The organism is Staphylococcus hominis subsp. hominis, assembly GCF_002901845.1.
In the GTDB taxonomy this organism is placed as follows: Bacteria; Bacillota; Bacilli; order Staphylococcales; family Staphylococcaceae; genus Staphylococcus; species Staphylococcus hominis.
Window position 1 is genome coordinate 191,207 of sequence record NZ_PPQE01000028.1, and the last position, 17,304, is coordinate 208,510.

Below are 17,304 nucleotides of genomic sequence, written 5' to 3' on the forward strand. Positions count from 1 at the left end.
AAAGGACTCTAGCTTAGGTTAGAGTCCTTTAATAATTTTCATTTAAAATAACATTCCCCAAATCGTCTGCAAGGTATGGTTTTCGATAATAATAAATAAACCAAGTCCAATATAGACCACTGCCATGATCCAACGACTGAACTTCTCTACAGTTTCTCCGATTTCAGGAATAGATGCAAGCTTCTGTGCAGTAAACACTAAGACATAGATTAAAACTAAAAAGACGATTAGTGTCACAATGAGTTCAGAGACGCTTAATGTGACAAAGTAAGGGACAAATAATCCAATGTTATCTGCTCCGCAACTCGCGATCGTCACTAACGCCACCGTGCCAATTAGTTTAGTTAATCCGTGTTTGTCTAGTTCTTGTTTCGCTCTTTTTTCTCCTTCACAATCATCAAAAATAGCTACTTTTAATCCTAAATAGATAGGAATAAGACCAAGTAATCCTAAGATCCATTTTTCAGGTACATAATTTAAGACAAAGGCAAAGAATAAACTTACGACAATCAATGTCACAGATCCTACATATTGACCGATATAAATATTTCTATATTCTTTTTTTGTCTGTGCTCGCGCGAAAAAAATAAGCAAAATAACAAGTAAGTCGACTGCAGTTGCGATATACAATATCGCAGCAGTAATGATAGTTTGAATCATAGTTTAACTGTCCTTTTAAAAGTGATATTGAATAAAGTATAACGTATTTCAAATAAGAATTATATAGATTTTATTTTAAAATTTTCACCAAATTTTTAATGTCTACTTGCATGGAAAAAATAAAAAAAAATAAATACTAAATAATTTGAAAATTCAAAATATAAAGTGTAAAATGAAAATGAAGAGATTAGAAATCGCTTACAAAAATCTCTTTATATTAAAAATAATAAAAGTTCTCTTATGGAAGGAGGCGTTCATTCATGAGTGAATCATATGATTTGATTGTGATTGGTGCAGGACCTGGAGGCTATGTATCAGCCATTCGTGCCGCGCAATTAGGTAAAAAGGTGGCAGTCATTGAAAAATTCAATGCTGGAGGCACTTGTTTAAATGTGGGTTGCATTCCATCTAAAACATTATTAGAACACGGGGAAAAAGCACATAGCATTCAAGTTGCTAATGACTGGGGAATGACGACGAAAGAATTAAATATCGATTTTCCTAAATTTGTACAACGTAAAAAGAAAGTGGTACAAACACTTACGGGTGGCGTTAAACAGTTACTAAAGAAAAACAAAGTAGCTTATATTGAGGGAGAAGCAAGCATTTCAAAAGACTTAAACGTAAAAGTAAATAATGAAACGTATCAAGGTAAAGATATTATTTTAGCGACAGGTAGTAAACCATTTGTACCACCTATTGATGGATTAGATAACGTCGATTATGAAACAACAGATACATTTTTCGATTTAAAACAACTACCTAAACAATTAGCAGTGATTGGCGGTGGTGTCATCGCAACAGAACTCGCTTCATCAATGGCTGATCTTGGCGTGAACGTAACCATTGTTGAAGTGGCAGATGATATTTTACTTACTGAAATTGATGATACACGTGAGTTATTAAAATCTCATTTAGAAAATCAAGACATTAACATTATTACAAAGGCGAAAATTAAAACAGTAGATAAAACTAAAATTGTACTTGATGGTCAAGATGACGTCAGCTTCGACACGTTACTTGTCGCGACAGGTAGACAACCGAATACACAAGTGGCTAAAGATTTAAATTTAGAGATGGATGGAAAGTTCTTTAAAGTCGATGACCATTATCAAACAAGTCAAAAACATGTCTATGCGATTGGTGATTTAGTCAAAGGTTATCAACTTGCACATGCTGCAAGTGCACATGGTATTCATGTAGCAGAAACACTTGCTGGAGAACACCCACCACTTGTTCGTCAAGAGAACATTACACGTTGTATTTATACACGACTTGAAGCGGCATCCATTGGCTTATCAGAAGAGCAAGCCAAAGAAGCGGGATATGATGTGAAAGTCACACAATCAGCGTTTCAAGGTAATGCGAAGGCGCTCATTAAAGGGGAAAATGAAGGAATTATAAAATTAGTTATTGATCAAACATATGGGGAAATACTCGGCGCCTTTATTGTAGGACCTCATGCGACAGATTTAATTGGCGAAGTCCTAGGAGTAAAAGCGTCAGAAGGTACCATCTATGAATTATCCGAAATAATTCAACCACATCCAGCATTATTAGAAGCGATTGGCGAAGGTGCGGATGCATACTTTGGTTCTGCAATTCACATGTAGTTATTACACTTACGCCCTATGAAAGATAGGAGGAATTGACAATGAAAATGGAAAAAGAACAAGCACGTTGGATTTATAAAACAATGAATGAAATTCGATTTTTTGAAGAGAAGGTACACAAAATTTTTAGTGATGGTCAAATCCCAGGATTTGTACATTTATATGTCGGTGAAGAAGCCGTTGCCACAGGTGTCATGTCACAACTGACTGACGATGATTATATTACAAGTACACACCGTGGTCATGGACATGCTATCGCAAAAGGTTGCGATTTAAACGGTATGATGGCAGAAATCATGGGTAAACGTGATGGTTTAGGTCATGGTAAAGGTGGCTCAATGCATGTTGCCGAAATTGACAAAGGGATGCTCGGTGCCAATGGTATCGTAGGTGGCGGTTTTGGTCTTGCGATTGGTGCAAGTATTTCAATTATTAACCAAGGTAAAGACAATGTGGCGGTATGCTTCTTTGGTGATGGTGCCGCAAATGAAGGAACATTCCATGAAGGTTTAAACTTCGCTTCAATTTTAAACTTGCCAGTTATCTTTGTCTGTGAGAACAACCAATTCGCTGAAGGTACGACACACGACTATGCAAGTGCATCTGAAACAATTGCAGAACGTGCTTCTGCATATAATATGCCAGGCGTACGTGTGGATGGCATGGATGTTTTAGACGTCTATCAAGCGACACAAGAAGCAGTAGAACGTGCTAAAAAAGGTGAAGGTCCTACATTAATCGAATGTGATACGTATCGTAAATATGGTCACTTTGAAGGTGACGAACAAAAAGTTAAATCACCAGATGATCGTAATGCAGATAAAAATGCCACTGTAGAATTCAGAAAACAAGCGATTGAAGAAGGTTGGTTAACTGAAGAAGAAGCAGATGATATTGAAAACACAGCTGAACAAGCCGTAGAAGATGCTGTGAAATTTGCGGACGAAAGTGAATTACCAGATGAAGATTCACTATACAAAGATGTTTTTGCATAACAAACCTTTAAAGCACTAAAATGAAGAAATAGATAAGAACGAACCTAACCAGACGAGGAGGTTTTTACGATGAGTGAAGAACGTAAATTAACATTTATGGGCGCGATTAATGAAGCGATTGATCAATCTATGGAGAAAGATGAAAATGTCATCTTAATTGGTACAGACGTTTCAGGTGGCGCAAAAGTAGAACATATTCAAGACGACGATACATTTGGTGGCGTATTCGGTGTTACAAAAGGACTGGCTAAAAAATATAGTCGTAAACGAGTGATTGATACACCTATTTCTGAACATATTACATTAAGTGCAGCTGTAGGATCAGCAGCTACCGGATTACGTCCCATCGCAGAACTCATGTTTAACGATTTTATTGGCTTTGGTTTAGACCCAATTTTAAACCAAGGTGCAAAAATGAGATATATGTTTGGTGGTAAAGCTAAAATTCCATTAGTGGTACGTACCGTTCATGGCGCTGGCGCAAGTGCGGCAGCACAACACTCTCAATCTCTATATAATATGTTCGCAACAATTCCAGGTGTTAAAGTAGTTGTACCATCAAATCCATATGATGCAAAAGGATTATTAATGTCAGCGATTCAAGACGATAACTTAGTTGTATTTTCAGAAGATAAAACATTACTTGGTCAAAAAAGTAATGTCCCTGAAGAACCTTATACGATTGAGATTGGTAAAGCCAATGTTACACGAGAAGGTGATGATTTAACTATTGTCGCAATTGGTAAAATGGTTGCAGTGGCTGAAGAAACAGCTGACCGACTTGAAGAAGATAATGTTTCAGTAGAAGTCATCGATTTACGTTCAGTGTCTCCATGGGATCAAGATACAGTTTTAGAATCAGTGAAAAAAACAGGACGCTTAATTGTTATTGATGAATCAAGTCCACAATGTAACATTGCTGGTGACGTCGCTTCTGTCATCGGTGATATTGGATTCGATTATTTAGACGGTCCAATCAAAAAAGTAACAGCACCAGATACACCAGTACCATTTGCATCAAACTTAGAAGCGGCATATATTCCAAATGCAGATAAAGTATTAGACGTAGCATCTGAATTAGTTGATGACTTAAAAAAGGCTAACGTGTAGGGAGGTGTATCACAATGAGTGAAAATATTATTATGCCAAAGCTTGGTATGACAATGAAAGAAGGTACTGTAGAAGATTGGTTTAAATCAGAAGGCGATACAGTAGAAGAAGGCGAAAGCATTGTCACAATTAGCTCTGAAAAATTAACAAACGATGTCGAAGCACCTACAAGTGGAACATTACTAAAAATCAAAGTACAAGCAGGCGAAGATGCAAAAGTAAAAGCAGTGCTTGGTATCATCGGAGAAGAAGGCGAAGACGTAGGAAGCGATGACGATGATTCTGAAGAAACTACCCAAGAGAATAAAGATAACGACACAACGTCTGAAGATCAACAAGCTTCTTCAAATGAAGAACAATCTGATAAAAAAGATACAGAAAAAGAAGCGAAGCCTGAACAACGTGACCGTATCTTTATCTCTCCATTAGCACGTAATATGGCTAAAGATAAGGACCTTGATATCACAAGAATTAAAGGTACAGGTGGAAATGATCGTATTACAAAATTAGATATTCAACGTGTAGACTCAGAAGGCTATGATTATGAAGGTGAAGCGGGTACGTCTAACGAAAGTGCATCTTCAACGGCACACAACTTCGATGTGTCTAGCATTGGTGAAGGTCTAAACCCAATGCGTCAACGTATTGCTCAAAATATGCGTCAAAGTCTTAATAATACTGCTCAATTAACATTACATCGCAAAGTCAACGCAGATCGTTTATTAGACTTTAAAGCTCGATTATCTGAAGAATTAAAAGATGCAGATCAAGATGTAAAATTGACAGTCACAGCTTTATTAGCTAAAGCAGTAGTCCTAGCATTAAAAGAATATGGTGCAATGAACGCTCGTTATGAAAACGGTGAATTAACAGAATACGATGATGTACATTTAGGTATTGCGACATCACTTGAAGATGGTCTTATGGTGCCAGTCATTGACAATGCAAATACTAAAAGTATTGGCACTTTAGCAAAAGAAATTAAAATATCAGCTGAAGCAGTACGTGAAGGAAATACAGGTGACGTTCAACTTAGTGGTGCGACATTTACAATTACAAATATGGGTGCAAGTGGTATCGAATACTTCACACCAATTTTAAATTTAGGTGAAACAGGTATCTTAGGTGTCGGTGCTCTAGCTAAAGAACTTGTTCTTGAAGGAGATCATGTAAAACAAATCTCTCGTATCCCATTAAGTTTAACATTCGATCATCAAATCTTAGATGGCGCAGGCGCAGCTGATTTCTTAAAAGTACTTGCTAAATATATTGAAAATCCATATCTATTGATGTTATAGATAATAAATAACTTTTTATCATGAAGACCCCCAGGAGTATAAAGTACTTCTGGGGCTTTATTTATACTCAACTATCTTACATTATAAGTTAGTTGACGGAGCTATTATTTTATACTATCTTATATTATAAGATAGTTAGTAAAAGGTGATTACATGACAATATCTAATCAAATAATGAAAGGACTTTTAGATGGAGCAATTTTAGGTCTTATTGCAAAAGGAGAAACGTATGGATATGAAATTCTTGAGAAATTAAAGGAACATCAATTTCCTGAAATTAGTGATGGCAGTATTTATCCAGTGCTCTTAAGACTAGATAAAAAAGGTTATGTACATACAACCATGCGTAAATCGGATAATGGTGGACCTAATCGTAAGTACTATACCATTTCAGAAAGTGGACTCAAAGAATTACAGCAATTTAAAGAAAAGTGGCAAGCGCTCAATAAAGGTATGAACCATATATTCAGGAGTGATAATGATGATAAGTAAAGAAAAAGAAGACTACTTATTTAAGTTAAAGGCTGAACTCTTATTTAGAGGTAAAGATGAACATGAGGTTAATGATATTATAGAAGAGTTAAGAGATCATTTCGAACTTGCCGAAAAGAATCATGATGATGTTAGTGATATTCTAAATACTTCAGTAAAAGATTATGCTGATCAGTTCTCAGAATATATAATTTTAACTAGGGGATTATTTAAATACTTAGCTTTATTTTCAGCATTTATGCTAGCTATTTTTATTATCCCAAACTTTTTTACAGAACAACTTAATGTAACAATTGGTTTTATTATTAATATTTTATTTATCTTTTGTATAACTACGATTTTACCTTTTTTCTTAATTAGAAAGGGTCTCGTAAAGTATGGAGAGCAACGACGAATATATATTTATGCTTTTATATGGGGAGCAGTTATTTTTGGATTCATCCTATTAAGTACGTACCTTACAAAACACTATCCCATTTATTATATCATTACACTAACTGAATCAAAAAGTGTGATCATAGGACTGATTCTGTTGTTAATTGTAATGATTTTATGTTTTGTTTTGAAACAGCGTTTGTTCGCTTTAGTGATATTTATTGTTTGTTTGCCAGATATAATTGGATGGGTAGTTAAAATGTACAGTCGCTCAGAATCTCAATCTATTATTGTTTCACTGATCGTAGCCATTGCGTTATTGTTAATATTGAATATTGCGTTTTTCATCTCTACATTTAAAAAACGTAAAAATAAAGTGAAGGAGTGATTCATTATGTCAGAAAATCAAAATCAAGGTTGTATAAAATGTGGTCATACAGAAATAGAAGAAGGAACGTTATCAGCAACAGGATCAGGATTGTCTAAATTTTTAGATGTACAACATAATAATTTTAAGACGATAACTTGTAAAAATTGTGGATATACCGAATTTTATAAACAAGATAGAAACCGAAGTAGAGACTTTATTGATTTGTTCTTTGGAGGATAAGTCAAAAAAATAGAACAGCAGTAACCCTTGTGGTTGCTGCTTTTTCAATCTTTAAGTAAGACTTCGGGTTGTGTGAAGTTAGACTTTCGGATGTCTAAAAGTTATAAAAAATATTTAATATATTGACTTGATATTCTTGGAATTTTAAGTCATTGTATAAGTATAGGTTAAGTAACCTATAATTTAATAATCTCTGCTAGGGGTGCTTTATATTGCTGAAAGGAACATCATGTTCCAACCCTTTGAACCTGATCTAGTTAATACTAGCGTAGGGAAGCCAGTGAGTCACTTTACAATGACATATGGATGTTTTCATAATTTGATGAAAAGGTCAATTTAACGATGAATCATTTTCTTCATTATGATACTTACATATATTTTCGTATATATTCACTTATTCTTATGCATTCAGTATTAAGCTGAATGCTTTTTTTATGAATCATATAATCAGTGATATTTAGACCCTTCTAGTAACCTAACTTAGGAGGCATTGTTAATGAAACAAGAAAAAATCAATTTTAAAAGAACTTTTCCAGCAAGTAAACGTATTTTTAAAAAAGGCGAGGGTAAGGATAGTGATATCTTTGTGCCATTTCGAGAAATTGAACTTTCTGATACCCAATTAGAACAACGTAGTTTTCAAAATGAACCTGTCGTAGTGTACGATACAGCAGGTCCTTATCATGATGACAGTTATGAGGTTGATATCAATCACGGACTTCCAAAGGTTCGCGATGCATGGATTGAAGCACGTGAAGACGTTGAACATTATGAAGGTCGTCGTATTCAATCGATTGATAATGGTTTTTCAAAAGAAGGCCATAAAAACTATGTAGCTCATCCATTTGAATATCAACCAAGACGTAGCAGTAAAGAGACACCTGTGACACAAATGTACTACGCTAAACAAGGGATTATCACTAAAGAAATGAAATTTGTAGCAATTAGGGAACAAGTGGAACCAGAATTTGTAAGGGAAGAAATTGCGAGAGGACGCGCGATTATCCCTAATAATATCAATCATCCTGAATCTGAACCAATGATTATTGGTAAAAACTTCTCAGTAAAAATCAACGCAAACATTGGTAACTCTATTGTGTCATCATCTATTGAAGCAGAAATTGAAAAATTAGTTTGGGCCACACATTGGGGTGCAGATACGATTATGGATTTATCTACAGGAAAAAATATCCATACAACTCGTGAGTATCTCTTACGTAACTCACCTGTACCAGTAGGAACAGTGCCAATCTATCAAGCGTTAGAAAAAGTAAATGGGGTGGCAGAAGATTTAACATGGGAAGCGTATAGAGATACATTAATTGAACAAGCTGAACAAGGGGTCGATTATTTTACTATTCACGCAGGATTACGTCTTCATTATATTCCATTAACTGTTGATCGTTTGACTGGGATTGTTTCTCGTGGTGGCTCAATTATTGCACAATGGTGTCTTGCACATCACGAAGAAAGCTTTTTATATACACACTTCGATGAGATTTGTGAAATTTTAAGTAAGTATGATGTTGCTATTTCTCTAGGAGATGGTTTGCGTCCTGGTTCAATTTATGACGCTAACGATGAAAGTCAATTTGCGGAGTTGAAAACTTTAGGTGAGTTAACGGATATTGCTTGGAAATATAATGTGCAAGTTATGATTGAAGGTCCAGGGCATATTCCAATGCATAAAATTAAAGAAAACCAAGATTTAGCAGATTTCTATTGTAAAGAAGCACCATTTTATACATTAGGACCTCTTGTAACAGACATCGCACCAGCATATGACCATATTACGTCTGCCATTGGTGCTGCTCAAATTGCGAGCCATGGTACGGCAATGTTATGTTACGTGACACCTAAAGAACATTTAGGTTTACCAAATAAAGATGACGTACGTGAAGGTGTCGTCACTTATAAAATTGCTGCACATGCAGCAGATTTATCTAAAGGCTTACCAGGGGCAACAGAACGCGACGATGCAATTAGTAAAGCACGCTTTGAGTTTCGTTGGATTGATCAATTCAACCTTGCATTAGATCCTGATCGAGCAAGAGAATTTCACGATGAAACATTACCCGCAGAATCAGCGAAAATTGCACATTTCTGTAGTATGTGTGGACCAAAATTCTGTTCAATGCGCTTATCACATGATATTCGCGATTCCTACAAAGAACAACTTGAAGGCATGAAAAAGAAAGCCGAAGAATTTAGAGAAGGCGGCAATACAATATATCATTAATGATAATGGTAAAGAGGTAGTGATATAAAATGGCTACCTTTTTTCAAAAAATTCTCCTAGATATACCCATTTCGTCTAACTACTGATACGATAGTGTTATACATATTTCCAGGGTAATATTGCTAGGAGGGTTTAGCATGGATAATCATGCAGAATTTAAAAAAGGAATTTTATTTGCGTTAGGGGCGCATTTATTATGGGGAATCCTCCCTATTTATTGGAGATTCATTCACGGTATTAGCGCATTTGAAATTTTAGCGTATCGCATTATCCTTGCGATGGTTTTTATGATTCTAATGATTTTTGTATTAAAAAAATCACAAGTGCTTAAACATGATATCAATCAACTCATAGCACATCCGATTCAACTGGTTGCGATTATCATTGCAGGTTATGTGATTACGATTAACTGGGGAACGTTCATTTGGGCAGTGTCTAATGGTCATGTGCTACAAACTAGTTTAGGTTATTACATTAATCCATTGGTGAGTGTCTTACTCGCATTTATTTTCTTAAAAGAGCGTTTCAATAAATTTGAAACGTTAGCAATTGTATCAGCCGCAATTGGCGTCATTTACATGACAATGAAGATAGGAGAATTTCCAATTATTTCTTTAATGCTGGCATTCTCATTTGGGATTTATGGTTTACTAAAAAAATTGGTACGTGTTGAAGCGATGAGTGGGATTGCGATTGAATGTATTGTGACAGCACCAGCAGGACTGATTTATATCATTTATTTATGGCAAGCACACCAATCATCAGTCGGTTTGAATATAAGTACATTTTTACTCTTATTTTCTGGAGCGGTGACAGCTGTACCACTTATTTTATTCTCAGCGGGTGCTCGTCGCATTCCACTATCACTGACAGGATTTATTCAATACGTCAGTCCAACGATTATCTTTTTACTAGGGATCTTCGTATTTAAAGAGAAATTCGATATCCACCAATTCATTACATTTATCTTTATTTGGATTGGTATTGCGCTTTATAGTATCTCTCAATATATTAAAATGAAACGTAGTCCTAGACCAGAATAAAAAACAAGCCACCCCTCACTACTTAATGAGTGAAGGGTGGCTCTATTTATCATCTATAAAAATTATTTAAATTAGCCTAAAGAACCGTTACCAGTTTGGTTTTCATTTTTAAAATTTTTATAAAAAACGCCAGCAAATACTGCTACGATAGCAATAATGCCAATATATTCAGAAATTTTACGTCCTGGTGATTTATATCCAGCCATAATATGACCTCCATTTATTAAGTTTTACGTAGTTAAAGCGTATAGTAAAGTATTCCCGTTTTTATAAAAAAAAAACATGTCCATCGTTAATTTTGATAAAGGTATTGTGGAGTGAACAAGATACATAGCTACACCAATGATCTTTATTATAGACAATACTTCCTTTACATCTAAGAAGTCTGCATATATCCATGCTACATATTTTTTATTATTTACATTTCTAGCAATTGATACCATGTCATGATGCTTTTTAATATTTCATAGGAATACTACTGATATAGAAAGAAGTACCGTTAATAGAATGAAGCAGAAGTATGACAAATAAACATAGGCATTATCTATTAAGTTTCTTCGCAAAGTAAGCAAAATAACTCATCATTATAGCGAAAATGACGGATGAAATGAAACAACGCACAATACCTAAATCTAATTTTAATAGTCGTTGTGCTAAGTAAAAGATTATAAAATAAACGATAAAAAAATATAGGAAATAACGTATTGTTTTCATTAGTAATCTCCTTATCAATTAAAATATGTATGATTTAAGGCTAACATGTATTAAATATAAATTAAAAATAATGAAAGAATAAAAAAGCAGAGTAATATTATAAGTATTATATAATTAATTAGTCTTTCAATTAATTATTTTTAAATAAAATTATATTTTAATTTATAAAAATTTTGAATGTATGAGTGTAATATTATATATTAAAGGTGGAAGTTCATTATAATTCTATAAGAGGAGTGATCCATAATGAAGAAATTTGCAAAAGCAATGGTCGTTGGTGGTATTACTTTAGGAACAGTATTAGGGTTTAATGTAACTGAGCATAACGGTGTATCACATGAAGCACATGCACAAACACAAACGTCACAAGGTTATCATTATCAAGGTTATACAAAATCAGGTGGCGAATTCGTATTAAATCACACGTTCTATAATGCGTTAAAAGCTGGAAATGTGACATTTAACGGAATTAAAGTGAATGATCAGTATCAAAACGGTACATCAACAACGACGAAGTATGACCAAACATTTAATCAAGTCAAAGGCAACACAGCAGCAATGATTGATTTTAAGGTCGCACCTAAAAAAGTAAGCTTAGAACAAGTGAAAGACGTTTACGGAGATCATTATCAATATCAACAACCATTGTCTAAAAAACAAGCAGATAAAACAGAAGGATTATACGGTTACACAGTAGGTAAAGGTCATATTACATTCCATGTTACGGATGGCTACGTGGATCATGTTACTGTGTCATAATAGAAGATATAAAAGAGCAGCACCTCATTGTGAGGTGCTGTTTTTTTGTTAATCGAGTGTATTGATTAATGTCATAATGAAAGTCAATATACAAGCAATGATAATGACTAACTTTCCTTTTTCTGTTTGCTCATGTCCATGTTGGTATTCTCGTAAAACAAATAACCATGAAATGATAACTAGCAATCCTAAAACAATACTAATAAATTTCATGTAATGATCTCCTTGTACATCTAGAATTTTTGTTTCAAACATAACGTGATTTAAAATAACAATCAACTATCATTTTCGTGCAATTACAATAATGATAAAAGGCATTACGATTATTTATTATAGCTGAAATTTTAAAAGTATATTTAGAAAGCTACGTATATAATTTGTTAAAACTATAATTTAAACATACCTAAGACACTTATTTATATTCTAAATTTTTACATATGAGAATAAAATATAATGATACAAATAGTTTTAGAAATAGATTAATATAAAATGTTAACCTTAATATATGGATAAAAAAATATTATTAAAGGAGGATATTCATGAAAGATTCTATCTTTTGGAAAAAAGCATTTATTCCTGTGTATTTCATCGTGGCTTTCTTATTGTTTCTTCTTTTTAAATTTTACATACAGACTGATAACTTTTCCATATACATACTCATTTTTATTATAGCCAGTTTTGGAATAGCGTCTGTAATTTATAATTCTAAAAGTAAATATTGGAAATGATAAATAAAGAGATCATCTAAGAAGTTAAGTATCTTAGAAGGTTGGGATATTTTAATGATGAAAAAGTATTAAGTATAGCATTAATTAGTACTATATTATTAAGTGCATGGTCGATAAACATTAGTTGATGAAAATCGAGAGGATAAGAAACAGACACAAGAATCACATAATAATAAAAACCATAATCAAAATACTCTGCGAAAGGGATATTTAAAATTATGTTTGTGATAACGTTTTGTTGGAAAAGGAAGATTAATTTTGAAATTTGTTTTATATTTCGTATATTTCTTTGTTTCTTTTTTTATTTTAAATTTGCTACTTGATTTAGTGATACCCCTCCTTGATTTTGATGTATATCCAAGTCTTATTTCTGCATTGTTTTTTGCAATATTTATGACTTTATTTACTTATGTTTTAAAAGGAAATAAAAGTAAAAAATAAAATGCACATTTATGACAAGAAGATTTGTTTTGTGTTGAGAAGAACCCTTAACTAAACTTGCAAACGAATGTTGGCATAGCGTGACCTATTAAGTCGACCATTCGACAAGTTTTGGGTTTGTTATGGGTTCGGAGATTCAACGTCAATAAAGCAATTGGAATAAAGTAAAAATTTTGAAATAATATAAATATCAAGAGGTGATTTATTATTCAAAATAACAGAATTGATATTAATAAGCTCAGTACATTTCATCGTATTTCGTTTGTTATGAATATTTTCTTTTTAATTTTTATGGCTCCAATTTATAGTCTGGATAATGTCTACTTATCAGTTGCTTGGACTATTTTGGGTTTAATAAATGGTGTTTATTTATTAGTTAAACAAAGACATGGAAATGCTAATAATCGTATGTGATGTATTGATAAAAAGAGCCTAAACACAGGCTCTTTTTTATTTTGAGCATTTTTCACATAAAACGTTTTGATTTTTAGCCCAACTTTTTAGATTTGTTACGCCATTAAGATTTTTTGAATTTGTGTGTATTGTTATATTTTCGTTTTTGTCGATTTCTTTTTCACAATGACTGCATTTTAATTTTTCAAGAAACATAAAATGACCTCACTTTTTGCGATTTTGTATTTTTTTGATTGTAGTTAATTCATTAAATTTGAGAGCATATCAGCTACATATGTTTCAGTAAATGCTGCTAATATAACCAATGGTAAACAGACGAATAAATATGCTTTTAATAAATTAATTAAACTTAATTTGAAAGAGTAGTTTTGCTTTTTTTCTTTTCTGAATAGATTGATTATTTTTCTTAAGATTGATTTATTTAGCATATAAAGACCACTAGTAAATATACAAAAACTCATAATTTCCAAAGTGTAATGGGGTATATAAGCGATTAAGCTAGTTAGACCTTTGTAAGTATCAAAATGGATGAAAAAACCGAATAGTATGCCAGGAATAATAAGTGATACTATTAAGTTTAGAGTATATAAAAATGGTATGGGTATTAAAGCTAACAAAAGCATTTGTATTGGTACATGAAAGCCATTATTTTGTATAAACCCCCAAACTTTTTTTAGACCTTGTGATTTACTAACGCTTTCAGGTGAATTGGATCCTAATTGTTTTATAAATTCTTCTGAAGGATGAAAAAATAAAGCGATTGGAATTGTCATTAGTAGTAGAATTGTTGATAGTATAAAGAAATTTAATGCTCTTTTAAAATAATTTTGGTCTTTAATATTTAGCATAATTAACCCTTTCTTTTTTGTTTTTTGAAACGAGTATCATGAGTTTCTTCCTGTCCAGATAATTAATAACTTTATAATAGAAAGTACTATATATTGAAGTGTATTTTATTTAAAAGTTCTATAAACATTTAAAGTACTGACATCTATCTTTTAATATTTGATATAACTCATTTTTACATAGCTCCTGTTTTTAAACAATACTGACAAATGAGTCATATTTTAAATTTTATAATTCTATTTATATCAATATGTTCGTAGATGACAAAAATTTCAGTATTAACAAATATTAACGCTATTGATATAAATATAGTGTAATTGAATTTTGAAAACACTTTTATAGTACTCGTTGATATTGTAAATGTATGAAAACAAGAACAGCCACAGTTTCCTAATTATGCCTCTGGAAGCTATGGACCTAAAGAAAGTGAAAAAATTATTTAGTGAAGACGGATTGAATTGGTGGAATAATTTGTAATATAAAAGACTTAAAGTTGTCGTCTTTTGAATGAGTAGTTAATCATTGATTAATATGCAATAATCAATGTTGTAAAGATTATAAAGGAGGATACTTAATGGATTTTATTAATATTACAGGTGCTTCACAAAATAACTTGAAAAACATAGATGTAAATATCCCAAAACACTTAGTAACCGTATTTACAGGACGTTCTGGTTCAGGGAAATCATCTTTAGTGTTTAATACTATTGCTGCGGAATCTGAACAGCTACTAAATGAAAGTTATTCCAGTTATATCCAATTTCATTTAAATCAACAACCCAGACCGAAAGTGAAAAAAATTAAAAATCTTCCTGTAGCAATGACAATTAATCAGAAAAGATTCAATGGGAATTCTCGCTCTACGGTAGGAACAGTTTCGGATATATATGCCTCCGTTAGATTACTTTGGTCTAGAATAGGCGAACCGTTTGTTGGCTATTCAGATGCATATTCCTTCAATAGTCCTAAGGGCATGTGTAAAACTTGTGAAGGATTAGGATATATTGAAGACATTAACTTAGATGAATTGCTAGATTGGGATAAGTCTTTAAATGAAGGTGCAATAGACTTTCCTTCTTTTGGACCAGATAAAGAGCGTGGTAAAGCCTATCGAGATAGTGGTTTATTTGATAATAATAAAAAATTGAAAGACTATACAAAAGATGAATTAGAGTTATTTTTATATCAAGAGCCAATGACGTTAAAAAATCCTCCTAAAGAATGGAGAAAGTCAGCTAAATATGTAGGGCTAATACCTAGATTCAGTAGAATATTTTTAGGCGATAAAGAATTTAATAAGAAACGCTACGCCAAACATCTTAAAAATGTAGTAAATAATAAAATATGTCCCACATGTAAAGGTCAACGTTTAAACTCGAAAATATTAAGTTCTAAAATTATGAGTAAAAATATTTCTGATTTTACCCAAATGACAATTAAGGAAAATTTAGAGTTTCTTAATAAATTAGAGGATCCAACAGCTAAATATATTATTGATCCTCTCAAAAAGCAGTTAGAAGCACTAGAATATATTGGACTAAGTTATTTAACGCTTAACCGTGTCACAACGACATTATCAGGCGGTGAAGCGCAACGTCTTAAATTAATACGTCATTTAAATAGTTCTTTATCGGATTTGGTTTACATTATAGATGAACCAAGTGTTGGCTTGCATCCGGAAGATATAGCTAAAATCAATGAAATTTTAAAATCTTTAAAAGACAAAGGCAATACTGTGTTAATTGTTGAACATGATCCCGATGTTATTAAAGAAGGAGACTATATCATAGATATGGGACCAGGTTCAGGAAAAAATGGTGGTGAAATCACATTTGAAGGAACATATAATGAATTACTCTCTTCAAATACTTCGACAGGTAACGCATTACGTAACAAACATAATTTAAAAGAGAATATTCGTGAAGCGAACCATTTTTATAATATCGGTCCTGTGACACAAAACAATTTAAATAACGTAAAAACGTCTATACCTAAACACGTATTAACAGTCTTAACGGGCGTTGCTGGTTCAGGTAAGAGTACCCTTGTTAAAGCAGGTTTTGAAAATAATGACCATACCATCTTTATTGATCAAAAAGCAGTTCAAGGATCTAATAGATCTAATCTATTAACGTATTTAGGTGTTTTTGATAGTGTAAGAAGCTTTTTCAGTAAAAAAACAGGCTTAAATAAAGCTATGTTTAGTTATAACTCAAAAGGTGCCTGTCCAAATTGTGGTGGAAAGGGCTATATTAAAACGGAACTTGCTTTTATGGGTGATTTTTCACAGACATGTGAAGTTTGTCATGGTAAACGTTATAAACAAGAAGTATTAGATGCTACCATAGATGGGTATTCAATCGCCGATGTTCTCGATTTGACGGTTGACGAAGGTATTATTTTCTTTGATAAAAAGAATGATATTAAGTCAAAATTACAATCTGTAAGTAAAACAGGTTTGAATTATATGTCACTTGGACAACCTTTATCCACTTTGTCTGGTGGAGAGATTCAACGCGTGAAACTAGCACAACATTTAGATGAAGAGATAAAAAATAGTATTTTTATTTTTGACGAACCAACCACAGGCCTACATGAATCGGATATCCCTATATTGATGGAGTGTTTTGATGATTTAATTGATCAAAACAATACAGTTATTTTGATTGAACATAATTTATCGATTATGTGTGAAGCAGATTGGATCATCGATGTCGGTCCAGGCCCTGGGTTGGATGGCGGAAAGGTCCAATTTAGTGGAACACCTAAAAACTTTATTGATAGTTCAGAAACATTGACATCTAAACACTTGAAACGCTATATCAATCAGTAGAAATAGAAGAGTTGGATGAGTTTATATTTATTATATTCATTCAACTCTTTTCTTATCATAGATTCTTTCAATATAGAAATATTGAAAGAATTGTCTATCCAGTAGTTCCACCAAAAGTTGAGTATAAGTTAACA

The 17,304-nt window shown here is 32.7% G+C and carries 17 protein-coding genes, 1 pseudogene and 1 riboswitch; of the genes and pseudogenes, 14 read left to right on the forward strand and 4 right to left on the reverse strand.

Translation table 11 applies throughout. The features are described from left to right. Nucleotides 1-42: 42 nt before the first annotated feature. Nucleotides 43-660 carry a CadD family cadmium resistance transporter gene (locus tag CD034_RS08120; protein ID WP_002454644.1) on the reverse strand — a complete coding sequence of 206 codons (618 nt, stop codon included), beginning with the start codon at nt 658-660 and terminating at the stop codon, nt 43-45. 260 nt (nt 661-920) lie between these two features. Between CD034_RS08120 and lpdA the strand changes: the two genes are divergently transcribed. From lpdA to rarD, 9 genes are all read left to right on the forward strand, one after another. Further along, entirely contained in the window at nt 921-2,273 is a 1,353-nt protein-coding gene (lpdA, locus tag CD034_RS08125; RefSeq protein ID WP_103288284.1) for a dihydrolipoyl dehydrogenase, read from the forward strand. A 41-nt stretch (nt 2,274-2,314) separates the two neighbouring features. After that, complete coding sequence (locus tag CD034_RS08130; RefSeq protein ID WP_103288285.1) at nt 2,315-3,268, forward strand: thiamine pyrophosphate-dependent dehydrogenase E1 component subunit alpha; 954 nt, start codon at nt 2,315-2,317, stop codon at nt 3,266-3,268. A gap of 69 nt (nt 3,269-3,337) precedes the next feature. Beyond that, nucleotides 3,338-4,378, forward strand: coding sequence for an alpha-ketoacid dehydrogenase subunit beta (locus CD034_RS08135; protein ID WP_049335336.1), 1,041 nt, complete (start codon nt 3,338-3,340; stop codon nt 4,376-4,378). Between the two features lie 14 nt (nt 4,379-4,392). Continuing rightward, nucleotides 4,393-5,676, forward strand: coding sequence for a dihydrolipoamide acetyltransferase family protein (locus tag CD034_RS08140; RefSeq protein ID WP_103288286.1), 1,284 nt, complete (start codon nt 4,393-4,395; stop codon nt 5,674-5,676). 153 nt (nt 5,677-5,829) lie between these two features. Further along, a complete protein-coding gene (locus CD034_RS08145) occupies nt 5,830-6,168 on the forward strand; it encodes a PadR family transcriptional regulator (RefSeq protein WP_002449459.1) in 339 nt (112 codons plus the stop codon). Further along, on the forward strand, nt 6,158-6,931 hold the full coding sequence (locus tag CD034_RS08150; RefSeq protein WP_002449415.1) for a hypothetical protein: 774 nt from the start codon (nt 6,158-6,160) through the stop codon (nt 6,929-6,931). The genes CD034_RS08145 and CD034_RS08150 overlap by 11 nt, the downstream gene beginning before the upstream one ends. Nucleotides 6,932-6,937: 6 nt before the next feature. Next, nucleotides 6,938-7,153, forward strand: coding sequence for a zinc ribbon domain-containing protein (locus CD034_RS08155; protein WP_002449335.1), 216 nt, complete (start codon nt 6,938-6,940; stop codon nt 7,151-7,153). 188 nt (nt 7,154-7,341) lie between these two features. Further along, a riboswitch (TPP riboswitch) is annotated at nt 7,342-7,445 on the forward strand. Nucleotides 7,446-7,649: 204 nt separating this feature from the next. Continuing rightward, a complete protein-coding gene (gene thiC, locus CD034_RS08160) occupies nt 7,650-9,392 on the forward strand; it encodes a phosphomethylpyrimidine synthase ThiC (RefSeq protein WP_002449278.1) in 1,743 nt (580 codons plus the stop codon). Between the two features lie 137 nt (nt 9,393-9,529). Then, nucleotides 9,530-10,435, forward strand: coding sequence for an EamA family transporter RarD (gene rarD / locus CD034_RS08165; RefSeq protein ID WP_049419903.1), 906 nt, complete (start codon nt 9,530-9,532; stop codon nt 10,433-10,435). Between the two features lie 71 nt (nt 10,436-10,506). Here rarD and CD034_RS11460 read toward each other — a convergent pair whose 3' ends face one another. After that, entirely contained in the window at nt 10,507-10,641 is a 135-nt protein-coding gene (locus CD034_RS11460; RefSeq protein ID WP_002488448.1) for a hypothetical protein, read from the reverse strand. A 754-nt stretch (nt 10,642-11,395) separates the two neighbouring features. On the opposite strand from CD034_RS11460, the gene isaB reads away from it, so the two are divergent. Next, complete coding sequence (gene isaB / locus CD034_RS08170; protein ID WP_103288287.1) at nt 11,396-11,908, forward strand: immunodominant staphylococcal antigen IsaB family protein; 513 nt, start codon at nt 11,396-11,398, stop codon at nt 11,906-11,908. Between the two features lie 48 nt (nt 11,909-11,956). Here the strand turns inward: isaB and CD034_RS11240 are convergent, their stop codons facing one another. Continuing rightward, nucleotides 11,957-12,121 carry a hypothetical protein gene (locus tag CD034_RS11240; RefSeq protein WP_172457906.1) on the reverse strand — a complete coding sequence of 55 codons (165 nt, stop codon included), beginning with the start codon at nt 12,119-12,121 and terminating at the stop codon, nt 11,957-11,959. Between the two features lie 326 nt (nt 12,122-12,447). On the opposite strand from CD034_RS11240, the gene CD034_RS11465 reads away from it, so the two are divergent. Then, a complete protein-coding gene (locus CD034_RS11465) occupies nt 12,448-12,636 on the forward strand; it encodes a hypothetical protein (protein ID WP_002454655.1) in 189 nt (62 codons plus the stop codon). 258 nt (nt 12,637-12,894) lie between these two features. Further along, nucleotides 12,895-13,077 (forward strand): hypothetical protein, encoded by a 183-nt coding sequence (locus tag CD034_RS11470; protein WP_019835089.1) that lies wholly within the window; start codon nt 12,895-12,897, stop codon nt 13,075-13,077. Between the two features lie 653 nt (nt 13,078-13,730). Here CD034_RS11470 and CD034_RS08185 read toward each other — a convergent pair. Next, entirely contained in the window at nt 13,731-14,339 is a 609-nt protein-coding gene (locus tag CD034_RS08185; protein WP_002449494.1) for a stage II sporulation protein M, read from the reverse strand. A gap of 572 nt (nt 14,340-14,911) precedes the next feature. On the opposite strand from CD034_RS08185, the gene CD034_RS08195 reads away from it, so the two are divergent. Together CD034_RS08195 and CD034_RS11520 are read left to right on the forward strand one after the other, a co-directional pair. Continuing rightward, entirely contained in the window at nt 14,912-17,170 is a 2,259-nt protein-coding gene (locus CD034_RS08195) for an ATP-binding cassette domain-containing protein (protein WP_172457907.1), read from the forward strand. A gap of 11 nt (nt 17,171-17,181) precedes the next feature. Continuing rightward, nucleotides 17,182-17,256, forward strand: a pseudogene (locus CD034_RS11520) (winged helix-turn-helix transcriptional regulator); the annotation flags it as partial. Nucleotides 17,257-17,304 lie beyond the last annotated feature (48 nt).